This window comes from Frondihabitans peucedani (genome assembly GCF_039537585.1).
GTDB classification, from domain to species: domain Bacteria; phylum Actinomycetota; class Actinomycetes; order Actinomycetales; family Microbacteriaceae; genus Frondihabitans; species Frondihabitans peucedani.
Genome location: NZ_BAABAU010000006.1, coordinates 36,770 through 51,763, shown reverse-complemented (window position 1 = coordinate 51,763; position 14,994 = coordinate 36,770). Strand labels below are relative to the sequence as shown.

Genomic DNA, 14,994 nt, shown 5'->3' with positions numbered 1-14,994 from the left:
GGAGCAGCAGGCAAGGGGGGTACCGGAATCCGATGGGGGGTGTGTCATCCAGTGGACGCCACAACCGCCGAGAAGAGAGCGGTTGCCCTCCTTCTCACAGGAGCGCCATGACCATCGTTGCCGAACCCGTCCTGACCGTCGTCCGCCCGCGGACCCTCACTCCGAGCCCCGCCCCGACTCCCCTCGCAGCCCCCGCCCGCACCTCGGCGCGGACGCCCGCCGAAGCAGCCCGGCAGCGTCGCACCGTCTCGACCCTCGAGAGCGCGCGCGCCGCCGACCCCGAGACCGCGCGCCGAGCCCGCAACGCCGTCGTCGAGGACCACCTCGACGTGGCGGAAGCGCTGGCCCTCCGCTACGGCGCACGCCGCCGCGACCTCGCCGACATCCGGCAGGTGGCCTGCCTCGGCCTGGTGAAGGCCGCCGAGCGCTTCGACGTCGATCGAGGCCAGGACTTCGTCGCCTTCGCCGTCGCCACGGTCCGCGGCGAGATCAAACGGCACCTCCGCGATCACGGCTGGCTGGTCCGACCGCCTCGGAACCTGCAGGAGATCCGCGCCGCCGCCGCGCACGCCGAGGACGACCTCCGCGACTCGGGGCACTCCCGCCCGAGCGTCGACGAGCTCGCCGCGGTCGTCGGCTGCAGCGTCGACGACCTCCGCGAGGCGCAGCGCGTCCAGGACGACAGCCGCGTGCTCTCGCTGGACATGCCCGTGTCGGGCTCCGAGGGCGTGCCGTTCGGCCAGCTCCTGGGCTACGACGAGGGCGGCTTCGAGCGCGTGGACCGCACCAGCGACCTCGCCCCGGCCCTCCGGGGCCTGGCGCCGCGCGACCTCGAGGTCTTGCGCCTCCGCTACGCCGAGGAGCTCAGCCAGCAGGAGATCGGGCGCAGGATCGGGGTCACGCAGATGCAGGTGTCTCGAATCCTCGCGCGGCTGCTCCGGGAGCTGCGCTGCGCGTTCGGCCAGGCGCCGGCTGCGGCAGCTCTCGAGTGTCGACCAGGGCCCGAGCCACGTCTGTCAGCTTGATGTTGCCCTGCTGGGAGTGCCGCCGGAGCACCTCGAAGGAGCGGTGCTGGTCGAGCCCGTGCCGCTCCATCAGGATGCCCTGCGCCTGACCGACGACGGTGCGGCTCTCGATGGCCGCGTCGAAGTCGACGGCTGCGCGCAGGTCGTAGAGGGCCACCGACATGTGGCGCACCAGCGTGTCGAGGGCGTCGAGGTCGAGGCGCCTGGCGGTCGGCGAGAAGTCGTTGCGGTGCTCCGACAGGACGGTGAGCAGGCCGACGGAGTGGCGTCTCGCGTCGAGGCGCACCGTCATCGCACTGCCGTACCCGAGCGCCAGGATCGAGCGCGACCAGGCCGGGTAGAGCGTGTCGGTGGCGGTGTCGGCCACGACGATGCGGTCGGGATCGCGACGCGAGGCGCCCGGGGCTCGGTGCAGCATGCGGAGGTCGTCGGCGTTCTCTGCCTGCGCGCTGGTGGCGGCGACGCGGGCCTCCCCCGGGATCGACGCGCGGTGGAAGCGGATCACGGCGTCGTCGGTGCCGAGGAGAGCACGGGCGTAGCCGGCCGCGCGGATGACCGTCTGTCGGAGGTCGGGCTCCGTCTGGAGGTCTTCCGCGAGCATCGCGAAGAATCGGTCGTCGGTCATTCGTCGGTCCTCTCCGCCGGGCCGGTCGCCTGGCCGATCGGCCCTGGGGACAGCGCGGTCGCTCCCGGTTCTACTCCTCGGACGACCTCTCGTCCGGCGCTGAGCACGTCGGCGGGCTGCACCGCGAGGAGGGCGGGGTCGGGCTCGGTGCCGAAGGTGTCGCCGACCCGCAGCGACGCGTCGGTCAGGACGATGTGCGGGCCGTGCTCGGGCGGGCCCCACTCCTCGACCGGCGCCGGGCCGAAGAGCACCACGGAGGGGGTGCCGTAGGCGGAGGCGAGGTGGGCGGCCCCGGTGTCGACCGAGACGACGAGCGCGGCCTCGGCGACGACGAGGGCCATCTCGGCGAGGTCGATCGTGCCGGCGAGCACGCTCTCGTCGGGGAGGCCCGCGAGCCGGGCGGCCTCGACCGCGCGGGGGCGCTCGGCCGCGCTCCCGGTGAACACGACGCGGTGGCCGTCGGCCGCGAACCCCTGGGCGACTCGGGCGAAGCGCTCTTCGGGCCAGTGCCTCGACCCGTAGAAGGCGCCGACGTGCACGACGACGGCCCCGGGGGCGACGTTGCGGACCGCAGGGCGGTCGATCGCGATGTCGTCGCGGTCGGCCGGGATGCCGAACGAGTCGACCAGGCGGGCCCAGCGGTGGCGCTCCAGGACGCCGTCCTCCCACTCGGGGCCGTCCCAGCCCGAGGCGCGGTGCCCGATGCGGTGCGGCGCGTCGAGGAGGTCGAGCACTCCGCGGCTCTCAGGGCCGTTGCCGTGCAGGTTGACGACCGTGTCGAAGCGGCCGGCCCGGGCGGGCTCGGCGAGCGGGTGGTCGAGCCCGGGGGTGGGGTGCAGCACGTCGGCGCCGGTCAGCTCGGCGATCGGCTCGAGCCAGCCGGGGATCGCGAGCACGAGGTCGTGGTCGGGCCGCTCGCGCTTGAGCGCGTGGATGGCCGGGACCGCGACCAGCAGGTCGCCCAGTTTGAGCGCTCGGAGCGCCAGGATCTCGGGAACGTCGCTGGGGGTGTCGGAGAGCCGTCGCATTGGGGCCATGGTGCCAGCAGCCGCCGACATCGGGCCCGGATCTGCGCTTCGGGACCCTCCGGGACCCTCGGGAGCCCTCGAGGGGTTTGAGAAGAAGCGCCTGTGGGAACAGCGCCTGTATGACCTTCTCCTCCTTCTCCGTCGCGCCGCAGGGGGTCGTCCTGTTCGATCGGGACGGCACCCTCGTGCACGACGTGCCCTACAACCGGGATCCGGCTCTCGTCGCCCCGGTGGAGGGCGCAGCCCGGGCGGTCCGGCGTGTCCGGGCCGCCGGGTTCGGAGTCGGAGTCGCGACGAACCAGGGCATGATCGGCGACGGCCGGGCGACCAGGGCCGAGGTCGACGCCGTGAACTCCCGGGTCGACGAGCTGATCGGGCCCTTCGATGCCTGGTTCGTCTGCCCGCACGGCCGCGACGAGGGCTGCGACTGCCGCAAGCCCGCGCCGGGCCTCGTGCTCCAGGCGCAGCGCTTCTTCGGCGTGGAGGCGGACCGCGTCGTCCTGATCGGCGACATCGGCTCCGACGTGACCGCCGCCGAGAGCGCAGGATCCCGCGGCATCCTCGTCCCCACCTCCGCCACCCGCGCGGCCGAGGTCGACGCCGCCTCCCTCGTCGCCCCGGATCTCGAGGCCGCCGTCGAGCGCGCGCTGGAGCTGCTCGACGCCGTCGAGGTAGCCCGGTGACCCGGATCCTGGTGGCTCGACTCGACAGCGTCGGCGACGTGCTCGTCTCAGGCCCGGCGATCCGCGCGGTGGCGGCGACCCCCGGCGCCGAGGTCGCCCTGCTCTGCTCGCCCGAGGGTGCGGCGGCCGGCCGACTCCTGCCTGGCGTCGATCGCGTGCTGACCTGGTCGGCACCGTGGATCGTCGATCCTGCGCCTGCCGCGACGCCCGAGCACGTCGAGAGCCTGGCCGGCCTGCTCCGCGAGTGGGCGCCCGACGAGGCCGTGATCCTGAGCTCGTTCCACCAGTCGCCGCTGCCGCTGGCGCTGCTCCTCCGGCTGGCCGGGGTCTCGCGCATCACCGGCGCGTCGACCGACTACGCCGGGAGCCTCCTCGACGTCCGGCTACGGCCCGGCGAGGACCTCGTCGAGGACCAGCCGGAGCCCGAGCGGCAGCTCGCGATCGCCCGTGCCGCCGGCCACGTGCTGCCCGCGGGCGACGACGGACGCCTCGCCGTGCTCGCCGAGGAGCTGCCCGCGGACGTCCAGGCGCTGCTGCCGGAGCGCTTCGTGGTGCTGCACCCCGGTGCGCAGGTCGAGGCCCGCACCTGGCCCGCCGAGCGCGCCCGATCCTGCGTCCCCGCTCTCGCTCGCGCCGGCTTCGACGTCGTCGTGACGGGCGGTCCGTCCGAGACCGGCCTCACCGCGAGCGTCGCCGGAGTCGACGGCGTCGACCTCGGCGGGCGGCTCTCGCTGGGCCAGCTGGCCACCGTGCTCGCGCAGTCGGAGGCCGTCGTCGTGGGCAACACCGGGCCCGCCCACCTCGCCGCCGCCGTCGGAGCGCCCGTCGTCAGCCTCTTCTCGCCCGTGGTGCCCGCGATCCGCTGGGCGCCCTACCGGACGCCGACGATCCTGCTCGGCGACCAGGGGGCCGCCTGCCGCGGCAGCCGCGCCCGGGACTGCCCGATCGCGGGTCACCCCTGCCTCGCCGGCGTGACCGAGCACGACGTCGTCCGCGCCGTCGTCGACCTGGCCGGCCGGCCGTCCCTGATCCACGAAGAAGGAGTCGCCTCGTGAGGATCCTGCTCTGGCACGTGCACGGCGGCTGGACGGACGCGTTCGTCCGCGGCGAGCACGAGTACCTGCTGCCCACCACCCCCGAGGGCGGCCCCTGGGGGCTCGGCCGCGGCGGTCGCGACTGGCCGGAGTCGGTGCGGGAGATCGCGCCGGAGGACCTCCGCGACGCCGGGGTCGACCTCGTCGTCCTGCAGCGGACCGAGGACCTCGAGAAGGCCGAGGAGCTGCTCGGCCGCCGCCTCGGCCGCGACGTCCCCGCCGTCTTCGTCGAGCACAACACCCCGCGGCGCGACGTCCCGAACTCGGTGCACCCCCTGTCTGAGCGCGACGACATCCTGGTCGCCCACGTCACGCCCTTCAACTCGCTGTTCTGGGACTGCGGCCGCGCACCGACCACCGTCATCGAGCACGGCGTCGTCGACCCGGGCGAGCTCTACACCGGCGAGCTGCCGCGCTTCGGCGTCGTCGTCAACGACCCGGTGCGCCGCTGGCGCGTGACCGGATCCGACCTCCTGCCGGCGTTCGCCGACGCGGCGCCGATCGACGTCTACGGCATGAACGCCGACGGACTCGGGGAGGCCCTCGGGCTCGGCGAGGACCGCCTGGCGGTCGAAGGCGACCTGCCGACGAGGAGGCTGCACGAGAGCCTCGCCCGACGCCGCGTCTACCTGCACCCGATCCGCTGGACATCGCTCGGCCTCTCGCTCATCGAGGCCATGCACCTCGGGATGCCCGTGATCGCCCTGGCCACCACCGAGGCGTTCCACGCCGTGCCGCCCGGGGCGGGTGCCGTGTCGACCGACCTGGGAGTGCTGGCGTCGACCGCGCGCCGGCTGGTGCACGACCCCGACGAGGCGAGAGCGGCAGGCAGGATCGCGAGGGCCCACGCGCTCCGCCGGTACGGCCTGAGCCGCTTCCTGGCCGACTGGGACGCGGTCCTCGCGAACGTCGTCGGGGGCGCCACCGCCGCCGAGGCCGCCGAGGGGGCGGGGCTCGCCCGGAGCATCCGGCACGACCCGGAAGAGAACCACCCGACACCGTACGAGAGGACGACGGCATCATGAGGATCGCGATGGTCTCGGAGCACGCCAGCCCGCTGGCGACGCTCGGCGGAGTAGACGCAGGCGGGCAGAACGTCCACGTGGCGCAGCTGTCGGCCGCCCTCGTCCGCCGCGGGCACGACGTCGTCGTGTACACGCGGCGCGACGACCCGGAGCTGCCGGAGAGCGTCGTCATGCCGTCCGGCGTCGAGGTCGTCCACCTCGACGCGGGCCCGGCGGAGACGATCCCGAAGGACGACCTGCTCCCCTTCATGCCGGCCCTCGCCGACGGCCTCGAGCGCGCCTTCCTCGCCGACCGCCCGGACGTCGTCCACGCCCACTTCTGGATGTCGGGCCTCGCCGCTGCCGACGCGGTCTCGCGGCCCTCGCTCAAGGCGCGCGGCGGGCGGTCGCCGATCCCGCACGTCCAGACATTCCACGCCCTCGGGCAGGTGAAGCGCCGCCACCAGGGCGCGCAGGACACGAGCCCCGGCGAGCGCGAGTACCTCGAGCCGTCGGTCGGCAGGTCGTCGGACCTCGTCATCGCCACCTGCTCCGACGAGGTGTTCGAGCTCCGCAGCATGGGCGTCGACGCCGACAAGATCGCCATCGCGCCCTGCGGCGTCGACACCGCGGTGTTCCAGCCGGACGGCCCCGTCGAGGAGCGCGCCCGCCCGCACCGCATCGCGACGATCGGCAGGCTCGTGCCTCGCAAGGGCCACGGGCTCGCCATCTCCGCGCTGGCGCAGCTCGTCGAGGAGGGCCGCGACGTCGAGCTCCTCGTCGTCGGCGGTCCCGCCGCCGACCACCTCGAGGACGATGAGACCGCCAGGACCCTCCTCGCCCTCGCGGACGAGCTGGGCGTCGCCGACCGCGTGCACCTCCGGGGCCGCCTCGACCAGCAGGAGCTCCCCCGCGTCCTCCGCTCCCTGGACGCCGTCATCTGCGCCCCCTGGTACGAGCCGTTCGGGATCGTGCCGCTCGAGGCGATGGCCTGCGCCGTCCCCGTGGTCGCGGCCACCGTCGGCGGGCTCATCGACACCGTCGTCGACGGGGTGACCGGTCGGAGCGTGCCGCCTCGGGACCCGGAGGCGATCGCCTCGGCCGTGGCGGGCATCCTGGACTCCCCCGACACCGGTGCGGCGTTCGGCCGCGCCGGCGCATCGCGGGCCCGCTCGCGCTACTCCTGGGACCGCATCGCCTCGCGGACCGCCTCTCTCTACACGAACGCGGTGAGCGCCAGTCAGGGCGCTCCCACCCGAGCCAAGGGATCGGTCCGATGACGATCACGCAGACCGCCGCCGGCACCAGGACGACGACGCAGGCCGCGACGGAGCCCTCGACCGGCACCATCAGCGAGCACATCGCGTCGCTCGGCGCGGTGCTCCAGGCCCTCGACGCGCAGGCCGGCCGCCTCCGCTCCTGGGCGGAGACGCTGGCCGACCGCCTCTCGGCCGGCCACCGCCTGCTCGCCGCGGGCAACGGGGGCTCCGCCGCCGAGGCGCAACACCTCACCAGCGAGTTCGTCGGACGCTTCCAGGCCGATCGCCCTGCCTTCTCGGCCGTCGCCCTCCACTCGGAGACGAGCGCCGTGACCGCGATCGGCAACGACTACGGCTTCGACCAGGTCTTCGCGCGGCAGGTCCTGGCACACGGGCGGGCGGGTGACGTCCTGCTGCTCCTATCGACCTCCGGCGCCAGCGGAAACCTCCTCGAGGCGGCGAAGGCCGCGTCCTCGATCGGCATGACGACCTGGGCGCTGACCGGCCCGACGCCGAACCCGCTCGCCTCCCTGGTCGACGACGTCATCGCCCTGCCGGGCGCGTCGTCGAACGTGCAGGAGGGCCAGCTGGTCGCCGTGCACTCGCTCTGCCTGGTGTTCGACGAGGAGATCGAGCGGCGCTGCATCGAGGGCCCCGACCGGCGTGCTCCCGGGCACGCGGGCTCCTCCGCCACCTCCCCCGAGGCCTCGGGCGGCGCCCTGTGATCGCCGTCGTCGGAGACGTGCTGCTCGACGTCGACCTGTCCGGCAGCGCGACGCGGCTCAGCCCGGACGCGCCCGTCCCCGTCGTCGACGTCGAGGGGCGGTCGGTCCGGCCGGGAGGCGCCGGACTCGTGGCCGCGTTCCTCGCGATGGACGGCGAGGAGGTCACCCTCGTGACCGCTCTCGCCGACGACGACCCCGCAGCCGAGCTCCGCGCCACCCTCGGCCCCCTGGCCGTCGTCGCAGGGCGCCTCAACCAGGGCACCCCGGTGAAGACGCGGGTGCGCGCCGGGTCGCACGCCGTGGTCCGGGTGGACGAGAACTGCGGCACTCCGTCGCGGCCGAGCGTCACGCCCGAGATGCTGGCCGCGATCCTGCGCGCCGACGCCGTCATCGTGGCCGACTACGGCCGCGGCCTTCTGCGCAACGAGGCCCTCCGCGAGACCCTGGCTGCGAAGGCCGTCGAGTCGCCGGTGATCTGGGACCCTCACCCCCGCGGCGAGACCCCGGTCGACGGCTGCTGGATGGTCACCCCGAACGACTCGGAGGCACAGCGCTTCGCCGGCTCCGCCGAGGGGGCCGCCGCCACGCTCCGGACGCTCTGGAACGCCCGCAGCGTCGCCGTCACCCAGGGCTCGCGGGGCGCCGTCCTCGCGACCGGCGACGGCGTCGAGAAGCAGCTGGCCGTCACCGCCGTCGAGGCAGCCGACCCGTGCGGCGCCGGCGACCGCCTCGCCGCCTCCGTCGCGATCGCGTTCGCCGCTGGCGCCGACGCGGCGGCCGCTCTCGAGCGGGGCACGCAGGATGCCGCGACCTTCCTGGCCGCGGGAGGCGTCGGCTCGCTCCCCTGGTCGTCGCTCGTCGACGGCTCCGAGCCGGCCCGGCCTCCCGTGCCGCTCCGGATCCCGGACGCGTTCGCGGTGGCCGAGGCCGTCCGGGCGCGCGGCGGCCGCGTGGTCGCCACCGGCGGCTGCTTCGACCTCCTGCACGCCGGCCACGCCAAGACGCTCGCCGCCGCGCGCGAGCTCGGCGACTGCCTGATCGTCGTGGTCAACTCCGACGAGTCGGTCACCCGGCTCAAGGGGCCGGAGCGACCGATCATGCGCGAGGAGGACCGCGTCGACCTCCTCGGCGCCCTCGAGTGCGTCGACGGGGTCGCCGTCTTCGGGGAAGACACCCCGCACGCCATCCTCGACCGGATCCGCCCCGACGTCTGGGTGAAGGGCGGCGACTACGACGCCGCCTCCCTCCCCGAGGCGTCCCTCGTCGCGTCCTGGGGCGGACGCACCGTGACCGTCCCGTTCCATCCCGGACGATCCACCACCCACCTGGCCTCGGCTCTCGCCAAGGTCGGTTGACCACCGAAAGGAAACCCATGACCGACTCTCCAGCAGAGCGCACCCCGACCTCCCCCGGTCGCGTGCTCATCACCGGAGGCGCCTCCGGCCTCGGACGCGCGATCGCGATCGCGGTCACCGAGGCGGGCGGCCGAGCGATCGTCCTCGACCTCGACGTGTCGTCGCTCGGATCGGACGACGCCTACCAGGTCGACGTGAGCGACTCGGGCGCCGTCGACCGCGCGGTGGCGGCGGCGGCAGAGGCCGCAGGCGGGCTCGACGCGGTCGTGACCGCCGCCGGCATCGACAAGCCGGCACCGCTCGACGGCCTGACCACCGACCAGTGGGAGCACATCGTCGGCGTCAACCTCTTCGGCACCGTGTCGACGGTCCGCGCCGCGCTCCCGCACCTCAAGGAGTCGCACGGCAAGGTCGTCACCGTCGCCTCGTCGCTCGGCATCAAGGCCGTCGGCGACGCCACGGCCTACTGCGCGTCGAAGTTCGGCGTCGTCGGCTTCACCCGCTCGCTCGCGGCCGAGCTGAAGGGCGTCGTCCGCGTGACGACCCTCATCCCCTCGGGCATGAAGACCCGCTTCTTCGACGAGCGCGACGAGCAGTACAAGCCGAAGGACGACTCCCGACTGCAGGATCCGGCCGACGTCGCCCGCGCCGTCGTCTTCGCCCTGACCATGCCGCCGACCAGCGAGATCCGCGAGCTCGTCGTGACGCACCCCGAAGAGGACTCCTGGCCCTGATCGGCACTCCGCCCGGAGGGGCCGGCGTGGTCAGCTCAGGCTGACGGCGCCGGCCCCGCTGCGTCGGCCCGGCCCAGCAGCTCGCGCGTGTTCGCCAGCACCTCGTCGACCGTCACGTCGGCGACGACCGAGTCGTCGTGCTGGCAGCGCTCGGCGGTCCAGCCGACCTGGCTGATGTCGACGCCGCAGACCGGGCAGGTGGTGCGGTGCGCGATCGCCACGCGGTGGTCGGTGCGGCCGAGCGGGGCGGCATTGATGACGTTGCCGTACCAGAACACCGAGCTGGTGCGGGCGCCGACGGCCTCGGCGAGGTGGCGCGGGCCGGAGTCGTTGCCGATGACCACGTCGGCGCTCTCGAGGACGCCGAGCAGGACGGTCAGACCCACCTCGCCCGCGAGCGCGACGATCGCCTCCGGGTCGGCCACGCGGGATCCTGCGATCCGCTCCCGGGCTTGCTCGACGATCCGCTCGGCGTCGGCGCGATCCTCCTCGCCGCCGACCACGGCCACGCGGCACCCGTCGGCCGCGAGTGCCGCCACGGTCTCGGCGAACCTCGACGCGGGCCAGCGGCGCCTGGGGTCGGAGGCTCCGGGGTGGACGACGACGAGCGGCGAGCCGTCGCCGGCTGCGGGAAGGACGGACAGCGCTGCGGCCCGCTCGTCGTCGGACGGCGACAGGAGCGGCCCGCCCGAGGCCGCGACGGCTCCGGCGAGCGCGACGACCTCGAGGGCGCGGAGCACCTCGTGCTGGTAGTAGACGTACGGCATCGAGCGCTCGAGGTCGACGGCGTCCGGGGTGCGCGTGCCGACCGTGTGGCGGGCGCCGAGCCGGAGGAGGAACGGGTTCGAGTTCCGGCCGCCGCCGTGGACCTGCACGGCGAGGTCGTACCCGCGGGCCCGCTGCCCGGCGAAGAACCGCTCGACGGTGTCGTCGTCGGCGGGCTCGGCGGTCGGGCTCCCGACGCCGGGGACGGCGGGCAGGTCGACGACGTCGTCGACCAGGCCGCGGCCGGCGAGCAGGGCGCGGTGCGACGGCGAGCCGAGGAGCGTGACCTCGGCGTCCGGGTACGCGGCGCGGAGGGCTGCGATCGCGGGGAGCGCGAAGACGAGGTCGCCGAGGCCGCCGCCGCGGAGGACGGCGATGCGCTGCACGCCCTCGAACGGCTCGTGCGGCTCGGGGAGCCCGGGCACTCTCTGGTGGTCGATCGCGATGCTCAGCGCCATGGGCGTCCTCTCTGGTCTGCTGCTCCTCCTGTTCCCCGGGGTCGGCTCCGCCAAACCCGGATCGGCAGGTGTGAGCCTCCGGTCTCGTGGGTAGAGGGAGGTCAGGATGCCACGGGCATCGAAGGAGGATCATGACGACACTCGTCCCCCAGGCTCGGCCTGGCCACACCGGCGACACCGGTTCGATCACCATCGTCGACCCGAGGTCCGGTGAGATCGTCGGCAGTGTGGACGAGGCCGATCGCGACGAGGTCGGCTACGCGGTCGACCGGGCCCGGCAGGCGTTCCCCGGCTGGTCGGCCACGGCTCCGGCGGAGCGGGGCACGGCGCTGCACCGCCTCGCGGACGCGCTCGTGGGAGCGGCGGACGAGCTGGCGGCGCTCAACGAGCGCGAGACGGGCAAGCTCCTCGGCGACTCCCTCGGCGGAGTGATGGCCGGGGCCTCGACCCTCCGCCAGTACGCGGAGCTCGGGCCGGTCCACCGCGGCACGTCCCTCCTCGGCAATCGCGACGCTGCCGACTGGACGACCCCGGAGCCCTACGGCGTCGTCGCCGTCGTCACCCCGTGGAACGACCCGGTCGCGGTCGCCTGCGGCCTGATCGGCGCCGCCCTCGTCATGGGCAACACGGTCGTCCACAAGCCGAGCGAGCGCTGCCCGCACCTCGGGGTCCGCTTCGGCGAGCTCCTCGAGGCGGCACTGCCCTCGGGCGTGTTCCAGACCGTCTCGGGTGGCGGCCAGGTGGGCTCGCTCCTGACCGAGCAGGACGGCGTCGACGTCGTCGCGCACGTCGGCTCGTCAGTGACCGGGCGCAAGATCGCCCGGGTCGCGGCCCTGACCGGCGCCCACGTCGTCCGCGAGAACGGGGGCAACGACGCCCTCATCGTCGACGCCGACGTCGATCCTGTCTGGGCCGCCGAGCAGGCCGCTCTCGGCTCGTTCGCGAACGCGGGCCAGATCTGCACCTCGGTCGAGCGCATCTTCGTGCACCGCGACATCGCCGACGAGTTCCTCGACGCGCTCGTCGCCGAGACGAAGCGCTGGAACGACGCCGGCCGCCTCGGCCCCCTGGTCGACCGCCGCCTCCGGGACGAGGTCGACGCCCAGGTGCGCGCGGCCCTCGACGCCGGTGCGACGGCCCTCGTCGGCGGTCAGGTGCCGGACGGCGCAGGATCCTGGTACCCGGCCACCGTCCTCACCGGGTGCAGGCCCTCGATGGAGATCATGACCGAGGAGACCTTCGGACCGGTCGCTCCCGTCTCGGTGGTGGATAGCTTCGACGCTGCGATCGAGGCGGCGGTCAACGACCGCTACGGCCTCGCGGCCACGGTCCTCACCGGCTCGCTCGTCCACGCCAACCGCGCCGCGCGCGACCTCCCGGTCGGGACGGTCAAGATCAACGCCGCGTTCGGCGGGGCACCGGGCGGCGCGGCCCAGCCCCGGAAGGACAGCGGCTCCGGCTTCGGCTACGGACCCGAGCTCCTCGACGAGATGTCGCTCACGAAGGTCGTCCACCAGGGCGTGCCGGTGCTGCGGAAGGCGGTCTCGTGACGTGGTGACCAGGCTGAACCGCGACGACCTCGAGGCGATCGCCGAGCGCGCGCCCGTCGTGAGCGTCGTCGGCGACCTGCTCCTCGACGGCTGGTGGTCCGGCGCAGCTGAGCGCATCACGCGCGAGGCGCCGGTGCCGGCCGTCGACATCAGCGACCGGGTCCGCTCGGCGGGCGGCGCGGCGAACACGGCCGTGAACCTCGCGGCCCTCGGGGCGCGCGTCCGGCTGACCGGCTGGGTCGGCGACGACGTCGATGGCCGGGCCCTCGTCGCTCTCCTCGCGGATGCGGGAGTGGACACCGCCGGGGTCCTCCTGCTGCCGGGCCGGACCACGACCACGAAGACGCGCGTCGTCGTCGATGAGCAGGTGCTCATGCGCCTGGACGACGTCGGCGAGGACTCCCTCGGGAGCGACGACCTCGACGCGCTGCTCGCGGCCGCCCTCGAAGCCCGCCGCGGCGCCGCCGCCGAGGTCGTCTGCGACTACGGCGGCAGCTTCCTCGCGCACCTCCGCGAGGCTCTGGCGAGCGCCGGAGGGCGACCGCCTCTCGTCGTCGTCGACGCGCACGACCTGGCCCCGTGGCGGATCCTGCGCCCCGACCTCATCACCCCGAACGCGCGCGAGGCGGCAGCACTCGTCGGCAGTGCCGGCCCGTCGCCCGCCGGAGCGGACGAGGACCGCGTCGCCTGGGTGCAGGCGCACGCCGGAGCCCTCGCCGAGGCGAGCGGCGCCGCCGCGGTCGTGGTGACCCTCGACCGCACCGGCAGCGTGCTCCTGACCTCGACCGAGGCGGGCGCCGGTGAGGCGGGCGCCCGTGAGACGGATCCAGGCGAGCCCGGCCCCGACCGCGAGCCCGTCATTTCGCACCGCACCTGGGCACGCCCCGGCCGCGAGAGCAACGCCTCCGGTGCCGGAGACTCCTTCGTCGCGGGCCTCACCGTCGCGCGGGCCTCCGGCTTCGCCCTCGAGACCAGCCTCGACCTGGCGCAGCTCGCCGCCGACGTGGTCGTCCGGCGCTTCGGCACGTCGGTCTGCTCCACCGCCGACGTGATCGACGCCCTGCACGAGCGCGAGGACGCCGCCTGGGACCTCGACGAGCTCGTCCGCCGCCTCGACGAGGAGCGGGCGCGCGGCAAGCGCATCGTGCTGACGAACGGCTGCTTCGACGTTCTCCACCGCGGCCACACCACCTCGCTCGCCGAGGCGCGGGCCCTCGGCGACGTCCTGGTCGTCGCGGTCAACGACGACGCCTCCACCCGGCGGCTGAAGGGTCCGACGCGGCCGATCAACCCGGTCCAGGATCGCGTCGGCGTGGTGTCCGCGCTGAGCTGCGTCGACTACGTGACCGCCTTCGGCGCCGACACGGCCGTCGCCATCATCGAGCGCCTCCGCCCCGACGTGTACGCGAAGGGCGGCGACTACGTGCCCGAGATGATGGACGAGACCGAGGCGGTGCGCAGGATCGGCGGGCACGTCGCGATCCTGGACTACGTGAAGGACCACTCGACGACCCTCGTCGTCGACCGGATCCGCTCGTCCCTGGCGTCGACCTCGGCCGACGCCCAGGAGCAGGACGACGCCGCGGAGGCGCTCCCGTGACGCTCACCGGCAGCCCGTCGAGGCGCTGGTCGGGCGACTGGGGTCGCGGCCAGGAGCCCGGCCCGATCGCCGTCGACGTCCTCGTGCCGACGGCCGACCGTCCGGCCGAGCTCGCCGTCACCCTCGCCGGGCTCGCGGCGCAGGACGACCCGCGGTTCCGGGTGATCGTGAGCGACCAGTCGACCGGCGCCCCCGACTTCGACGCCCCCGCCGTCGCCTCGATGGCGCGGGTCCTGGAAGCGCAGGGCCGGCAGTTCCTCCTCGACCAGGCGAGCGCGCCGTCGGTGCTCTTCCTCGACGACGACGTCTGGCTCGAGCCCGGGCTCCTCGGCCGCATGGAGCGGGCCCTCCACGAGCTCGGCTGCGGCCTCGTCGGGTCGGCGGTGCAGGGCCTGTCGTACCTCGACGACGTCCGTCCGCACGAGCGGAGCTCGTTCGAGCCGTGGAGCACGGGCGTCGAGCCCGAGCGGATCCGCCGCGATACCGGCGCCTTCGAGCGCTGGCGCCTCCACAACGCGGCGAACCTCGTCCACGAGGCGACCGAGCACCCGGTCGGCCGCGACGACTACCTCCCCTACCGGATCGCCTGGGTGGGCGGCTGCGTCCTCTACGACAGGCAGGCGCTCGTCGCCACCGGCGGATTCGACTTCTGGGCCGGCCTCCCGCCGCAGCACGCGGGCGAGGACGTCGCGGCGCAGTGGCGCGTCATGGAGCGGTACGGCGGGGCCGGGATCCTGCCGTCTGGAGCGGTGCACCTCGAGGCGCCGACCACGATCCCGGACAGAGACGTGGAGGCGATCGACGTGGTCGCCTTCGACGAGGGCGGAGACCGCGGGAGCGCCGACGCCCACCCCACGAGAGAGGAATCACGATGAGCGACACCCCGAACCCCATCCAGATCCAGAAGTACCTCAGCGGAATCGACTACCCCGTCTCGAAGGACGACCTCGTCGAGAATGCGAAGAAGCAGGGCGCGCCGGACGACGTCGTCGAGGCCCTCCAGAAGCTCGACGGCGACAGCTTCGACGCGCCGACCGACGTCAGCAAGGGCATCGGCCAGGAGTAGCCGTATCGGCTCGCCGCGCGCGT

At 74.3% G+C, this 14,994-nt stretch carries 14 protein-coding genes; 12 read left to right on the top strand and 2 right to left on the bottom strand.

Annotation, left to right across the window (positions count from 1 at the left end):
* Positions 1-107 precede the first annotated feature (107 nt).
* Positions 108-1,025: a sigma-70 family RNA polymerase sigma factor gene (locus ABD733_RS16950; protein ID WP_425552945.1), complete on the top strand. Its 918-nt coding sequence runs from the start codon at positions 108-110 to the stop codon at positions 1,023-1,025.
* A 621-nt stretch (positions 1,026-1,646) separates the two neighbouring features.
* Here ABD733_RS16950 and ABD733_RS16940 read toward each other — a convergent pair.
* Positions 1,647-2,678: a glycosyltransferase family 9 protein gene (locus ABD733_RS16940; protein WP_344798410.1), complete on the bottom strand. Its 1,032-nt coding sequence runs from the start codon at positions 2,676-2,678 to the stop codon at positions 1,647-1,649.
* Positions 2,679-2,797: 119 nt separating this feature from the next.
* Here ABD733_RS16940 and ABD733_RS16935 point away from each other — a divergent pair, with 119 nt between their 5' ends.
* From ABD733_RS16935 to ABD733_RS16905, 7 genes are read left to right on the top strand one after another with little or no spacing between them, the layout of a single operon-like run.
* Positions 2,798-3,361: a D-glycero-alpha-D-manno-heptose-1,7-bisphosphate 7-phosphatase gene (locus ABD733_RS16935; protein WP_344798408.1), complete on the top strand. Its 564-nt coding sequence runs from the start codon at positions 2,798-2,800 to the stop codon at positions 3,359-3,361.
* The gene (locus ABD733_RS16930; RefSeq protein ID WP_344798407.1) at positions 3,358-4,416 is read left to right on the top strand and encodes a glycosyltransferase family 9 protein; all 1,059 of its coding nucleotides are present in this window, start codon (positions 3,358-3,360) and stop codon (positions 4,414-4,416) included. Before ABD733_RS16935 ends, ABD733_RS16930 begins: the two co-directional genes overlap by 4 nt.
* Positions 4,413-5,480: a glycosyltransferase gene (locus ABD733_RS16925; RefSeq protein WP_344798405.1), complete on the top strand. Its 1,068-nt coding sequence runs from the start codon at positions 4,413-4,415 to the stop codon at positions 5,478-5,480. Before ABD733_RS16930 ends, ABD733_RS16925 begins: the two co-directional genes overlap by 4 nt.
* Complete coding sequence (locus tag ABD733_RS16920) at positions 5,477-6,739, top strand: glycosyltransferase (protein WP_344798403.1); 1,263 nt, start codon at positions 5,477-5,479, stop codon at positions 6,737-6,739. Before ABD733_RS16925 ends, ABD733_RS16920 begins: the two co-directional genes overlap by 4 nt.
* The gene (locus ABD733_RS16915; protein ID WP_344798401.1) at positions 6,736-7,443 is read left to right on the top strand and encodes a D-sedoheptulose-7-phosphate isomerase; all 708 of its coding nucleotides are present in this window, start codon (positions 6,736-6,738) and stop codon (positions 7,441-7,443) included. Before ABD733_RS16920 ends, ABD733_RS16915 begins: the two co-directional genes overlap by 4 nt.
* Complete coding sequence (locus ABD733_RS16910; RefSeq protein WP_344798399.1) at positions 7,440-8,798, top strand: PfkB family carbohydrate kinase; 1,359 nt, start codon at positions 7,440-7,442, stop codon at positions 8,796-8,798. Before ABD733_RS16915 ends, ABD733_RS16910 begins: the two co-directional genes overlap by 4 nt.
* Before the next feature lie 17 nt (positions 8,799-8,815).
* Entirely contained in the window at positions 8,816-9,532 is a 717-nt protein-coding gene (locus ABD733_RS16905) for an SDR family oxidoreductase (RefSeq protein ID WP_344798397.1), read from the top strand.
* Positions 9,533-9,567: 35 nt separating this feature from the next.
* Here ABD733_RS16905 and ABD733_RS16900 read toward each other — a convergent pair whose 3' ends face one another.
* Positions 9,568-10,755 carry a glycosyltransferase family 9 protein gene (locus ABD733_RS16900; RefSeq protein WP_344798395.1) on the bottom strand — a complete coding sequence of 396 codons (1,188 nt, stop codon included), beginning with the start codon at positions 10,753-10,755 and terminating at the stop codon, positions 9,568-9,570.
* A 131-nt stretch (positions 10,756-10,886) separates the two neighbouring features.
* Between ABD733_RS16900 and ABD733_RS16895 the strand changes: the two genes are divergently transcribed.
* From ABD733_RS16895 to ABD733_RS16880, 4 genes are read left to right on the top strand one after another with little or no spacing between them, the layout of a single operon-like run.
* Positions 10,887-12,305, top strand: a complete 1,419-nt coding sequence (locus ABD733_RS16895) for an aldehyde dehydrogenase family protein (protein ID WP_344798393.1) — start codon at positions 10,887-10,889, stop codon at positions 12,303-12,305.
* Positions 12,306-12,309: 4 nt separating this feature from the next.
* Positions 12,310-13,905: a PfkB family carbohydrate kinase gene (locus tag ABD733_RS16890; protein ID WP_344798391.1), complete on the top strand. Its 1,596-nt coding sequence runs from the start codon at positions 12,310-12,312 to the stop codon at positions 13,903-13,905.
* Positions 13,902-14,780, top strand: a complete 879-nt coding sequence (locus tag ABD733_RS16885) for a glycosyltransferase family 2 protein (RefSeq protein WP_344798389.1) — start codon at positions 13,902-13,904, stop codon at positions 14,778-14,780. Before ABD733_RS16890 ends, ABD733_RS16885 begins: the two co-directional genes overlap by 4 nt.
* A complete protein-coding gene (locus tag ABD733_RS16880) occupies positions 14,777-14,971 on the top strand; it encodes a DUF2795 domain-containing protein (protein WP_344798387.1) in 195 nt (64 codons plus the stop codon). The genes ABD733_RS16885 and ABD733_RS16880 overlap by 4 nt, the downstream gene beginning before the upstream one ends.
* The last annotated feature ends 23 nt before the right edge of the window (positions 14,972-14,994 follow it).

Excerpts from the sequence above, each read along its gene's own strand:
- ABD733_RS16950 (WP_425552945.1), top strand. The coding sequence starts at position 108 with ATGACCATCGTTGCCGAACCCGTCCTGACCGTCGTCCGCCCGCGGACC.
- ABD733_RS16940 (WP_344798410.1), bottom strand. The coding sequence starts at position 2,678 with ATGCGACGGCTCTCCGACACCCCCAGCGACGTTCCCGAGATCCTGGCG.
- ABD733_RS16935 (WP_344798408.1), top strand. The coding sequence starts at position 2,798 with ATGACCTTCTCCTCCTTCTCCGTCGCGCCGCAGGGGGTCGTCCTGTTC.
- ABD733_RS16920 (WP_344798403.1), top strand. The coding sequence starts at position 5,477 with ATGAGGATCGCGATGGTCTCGGAGCACGCCAGCCCGCTGGCGACGCTC.
- ABD733_RS16915 (WP_344798401.1), top strand. The coding sequence starts at position 6,736 with ATGACGATCACGCAGACCGCCGCCGGCACCAGGACGACGACGCAGGCC.
- ABD733_RS16905 (WP_344798397.1), top strand. The coding sequence starts at position 8,816 with ATGACCGACTCTCCAGCAGAGCGCACCCCGACCTCCCCCGGTCGCGTG.
- ABD733_RS16900 (WP_344798395.1), bottom strand. The coding sequence starts at position 10,755 with ATGGCGCTGAGCATCGCGATCGACCACCAGAGAGTGCCCGGGCTCCCC.
- ABD733_RS16895 (WP_344798393.1), top strand. The coding sequence starts at position 10,887 with ATGACGACACTCGTCCCCCAGGCTCGGCCTGGCCACACCGGCGACACC.
- ABD733_RS16880 (WP_344798387.1), top strand. The coding sequence starts at position 14,777 with ATGAGCGACACCCCGAACCCCATCCAGATCCAGAAGTACCTCAGCGGA.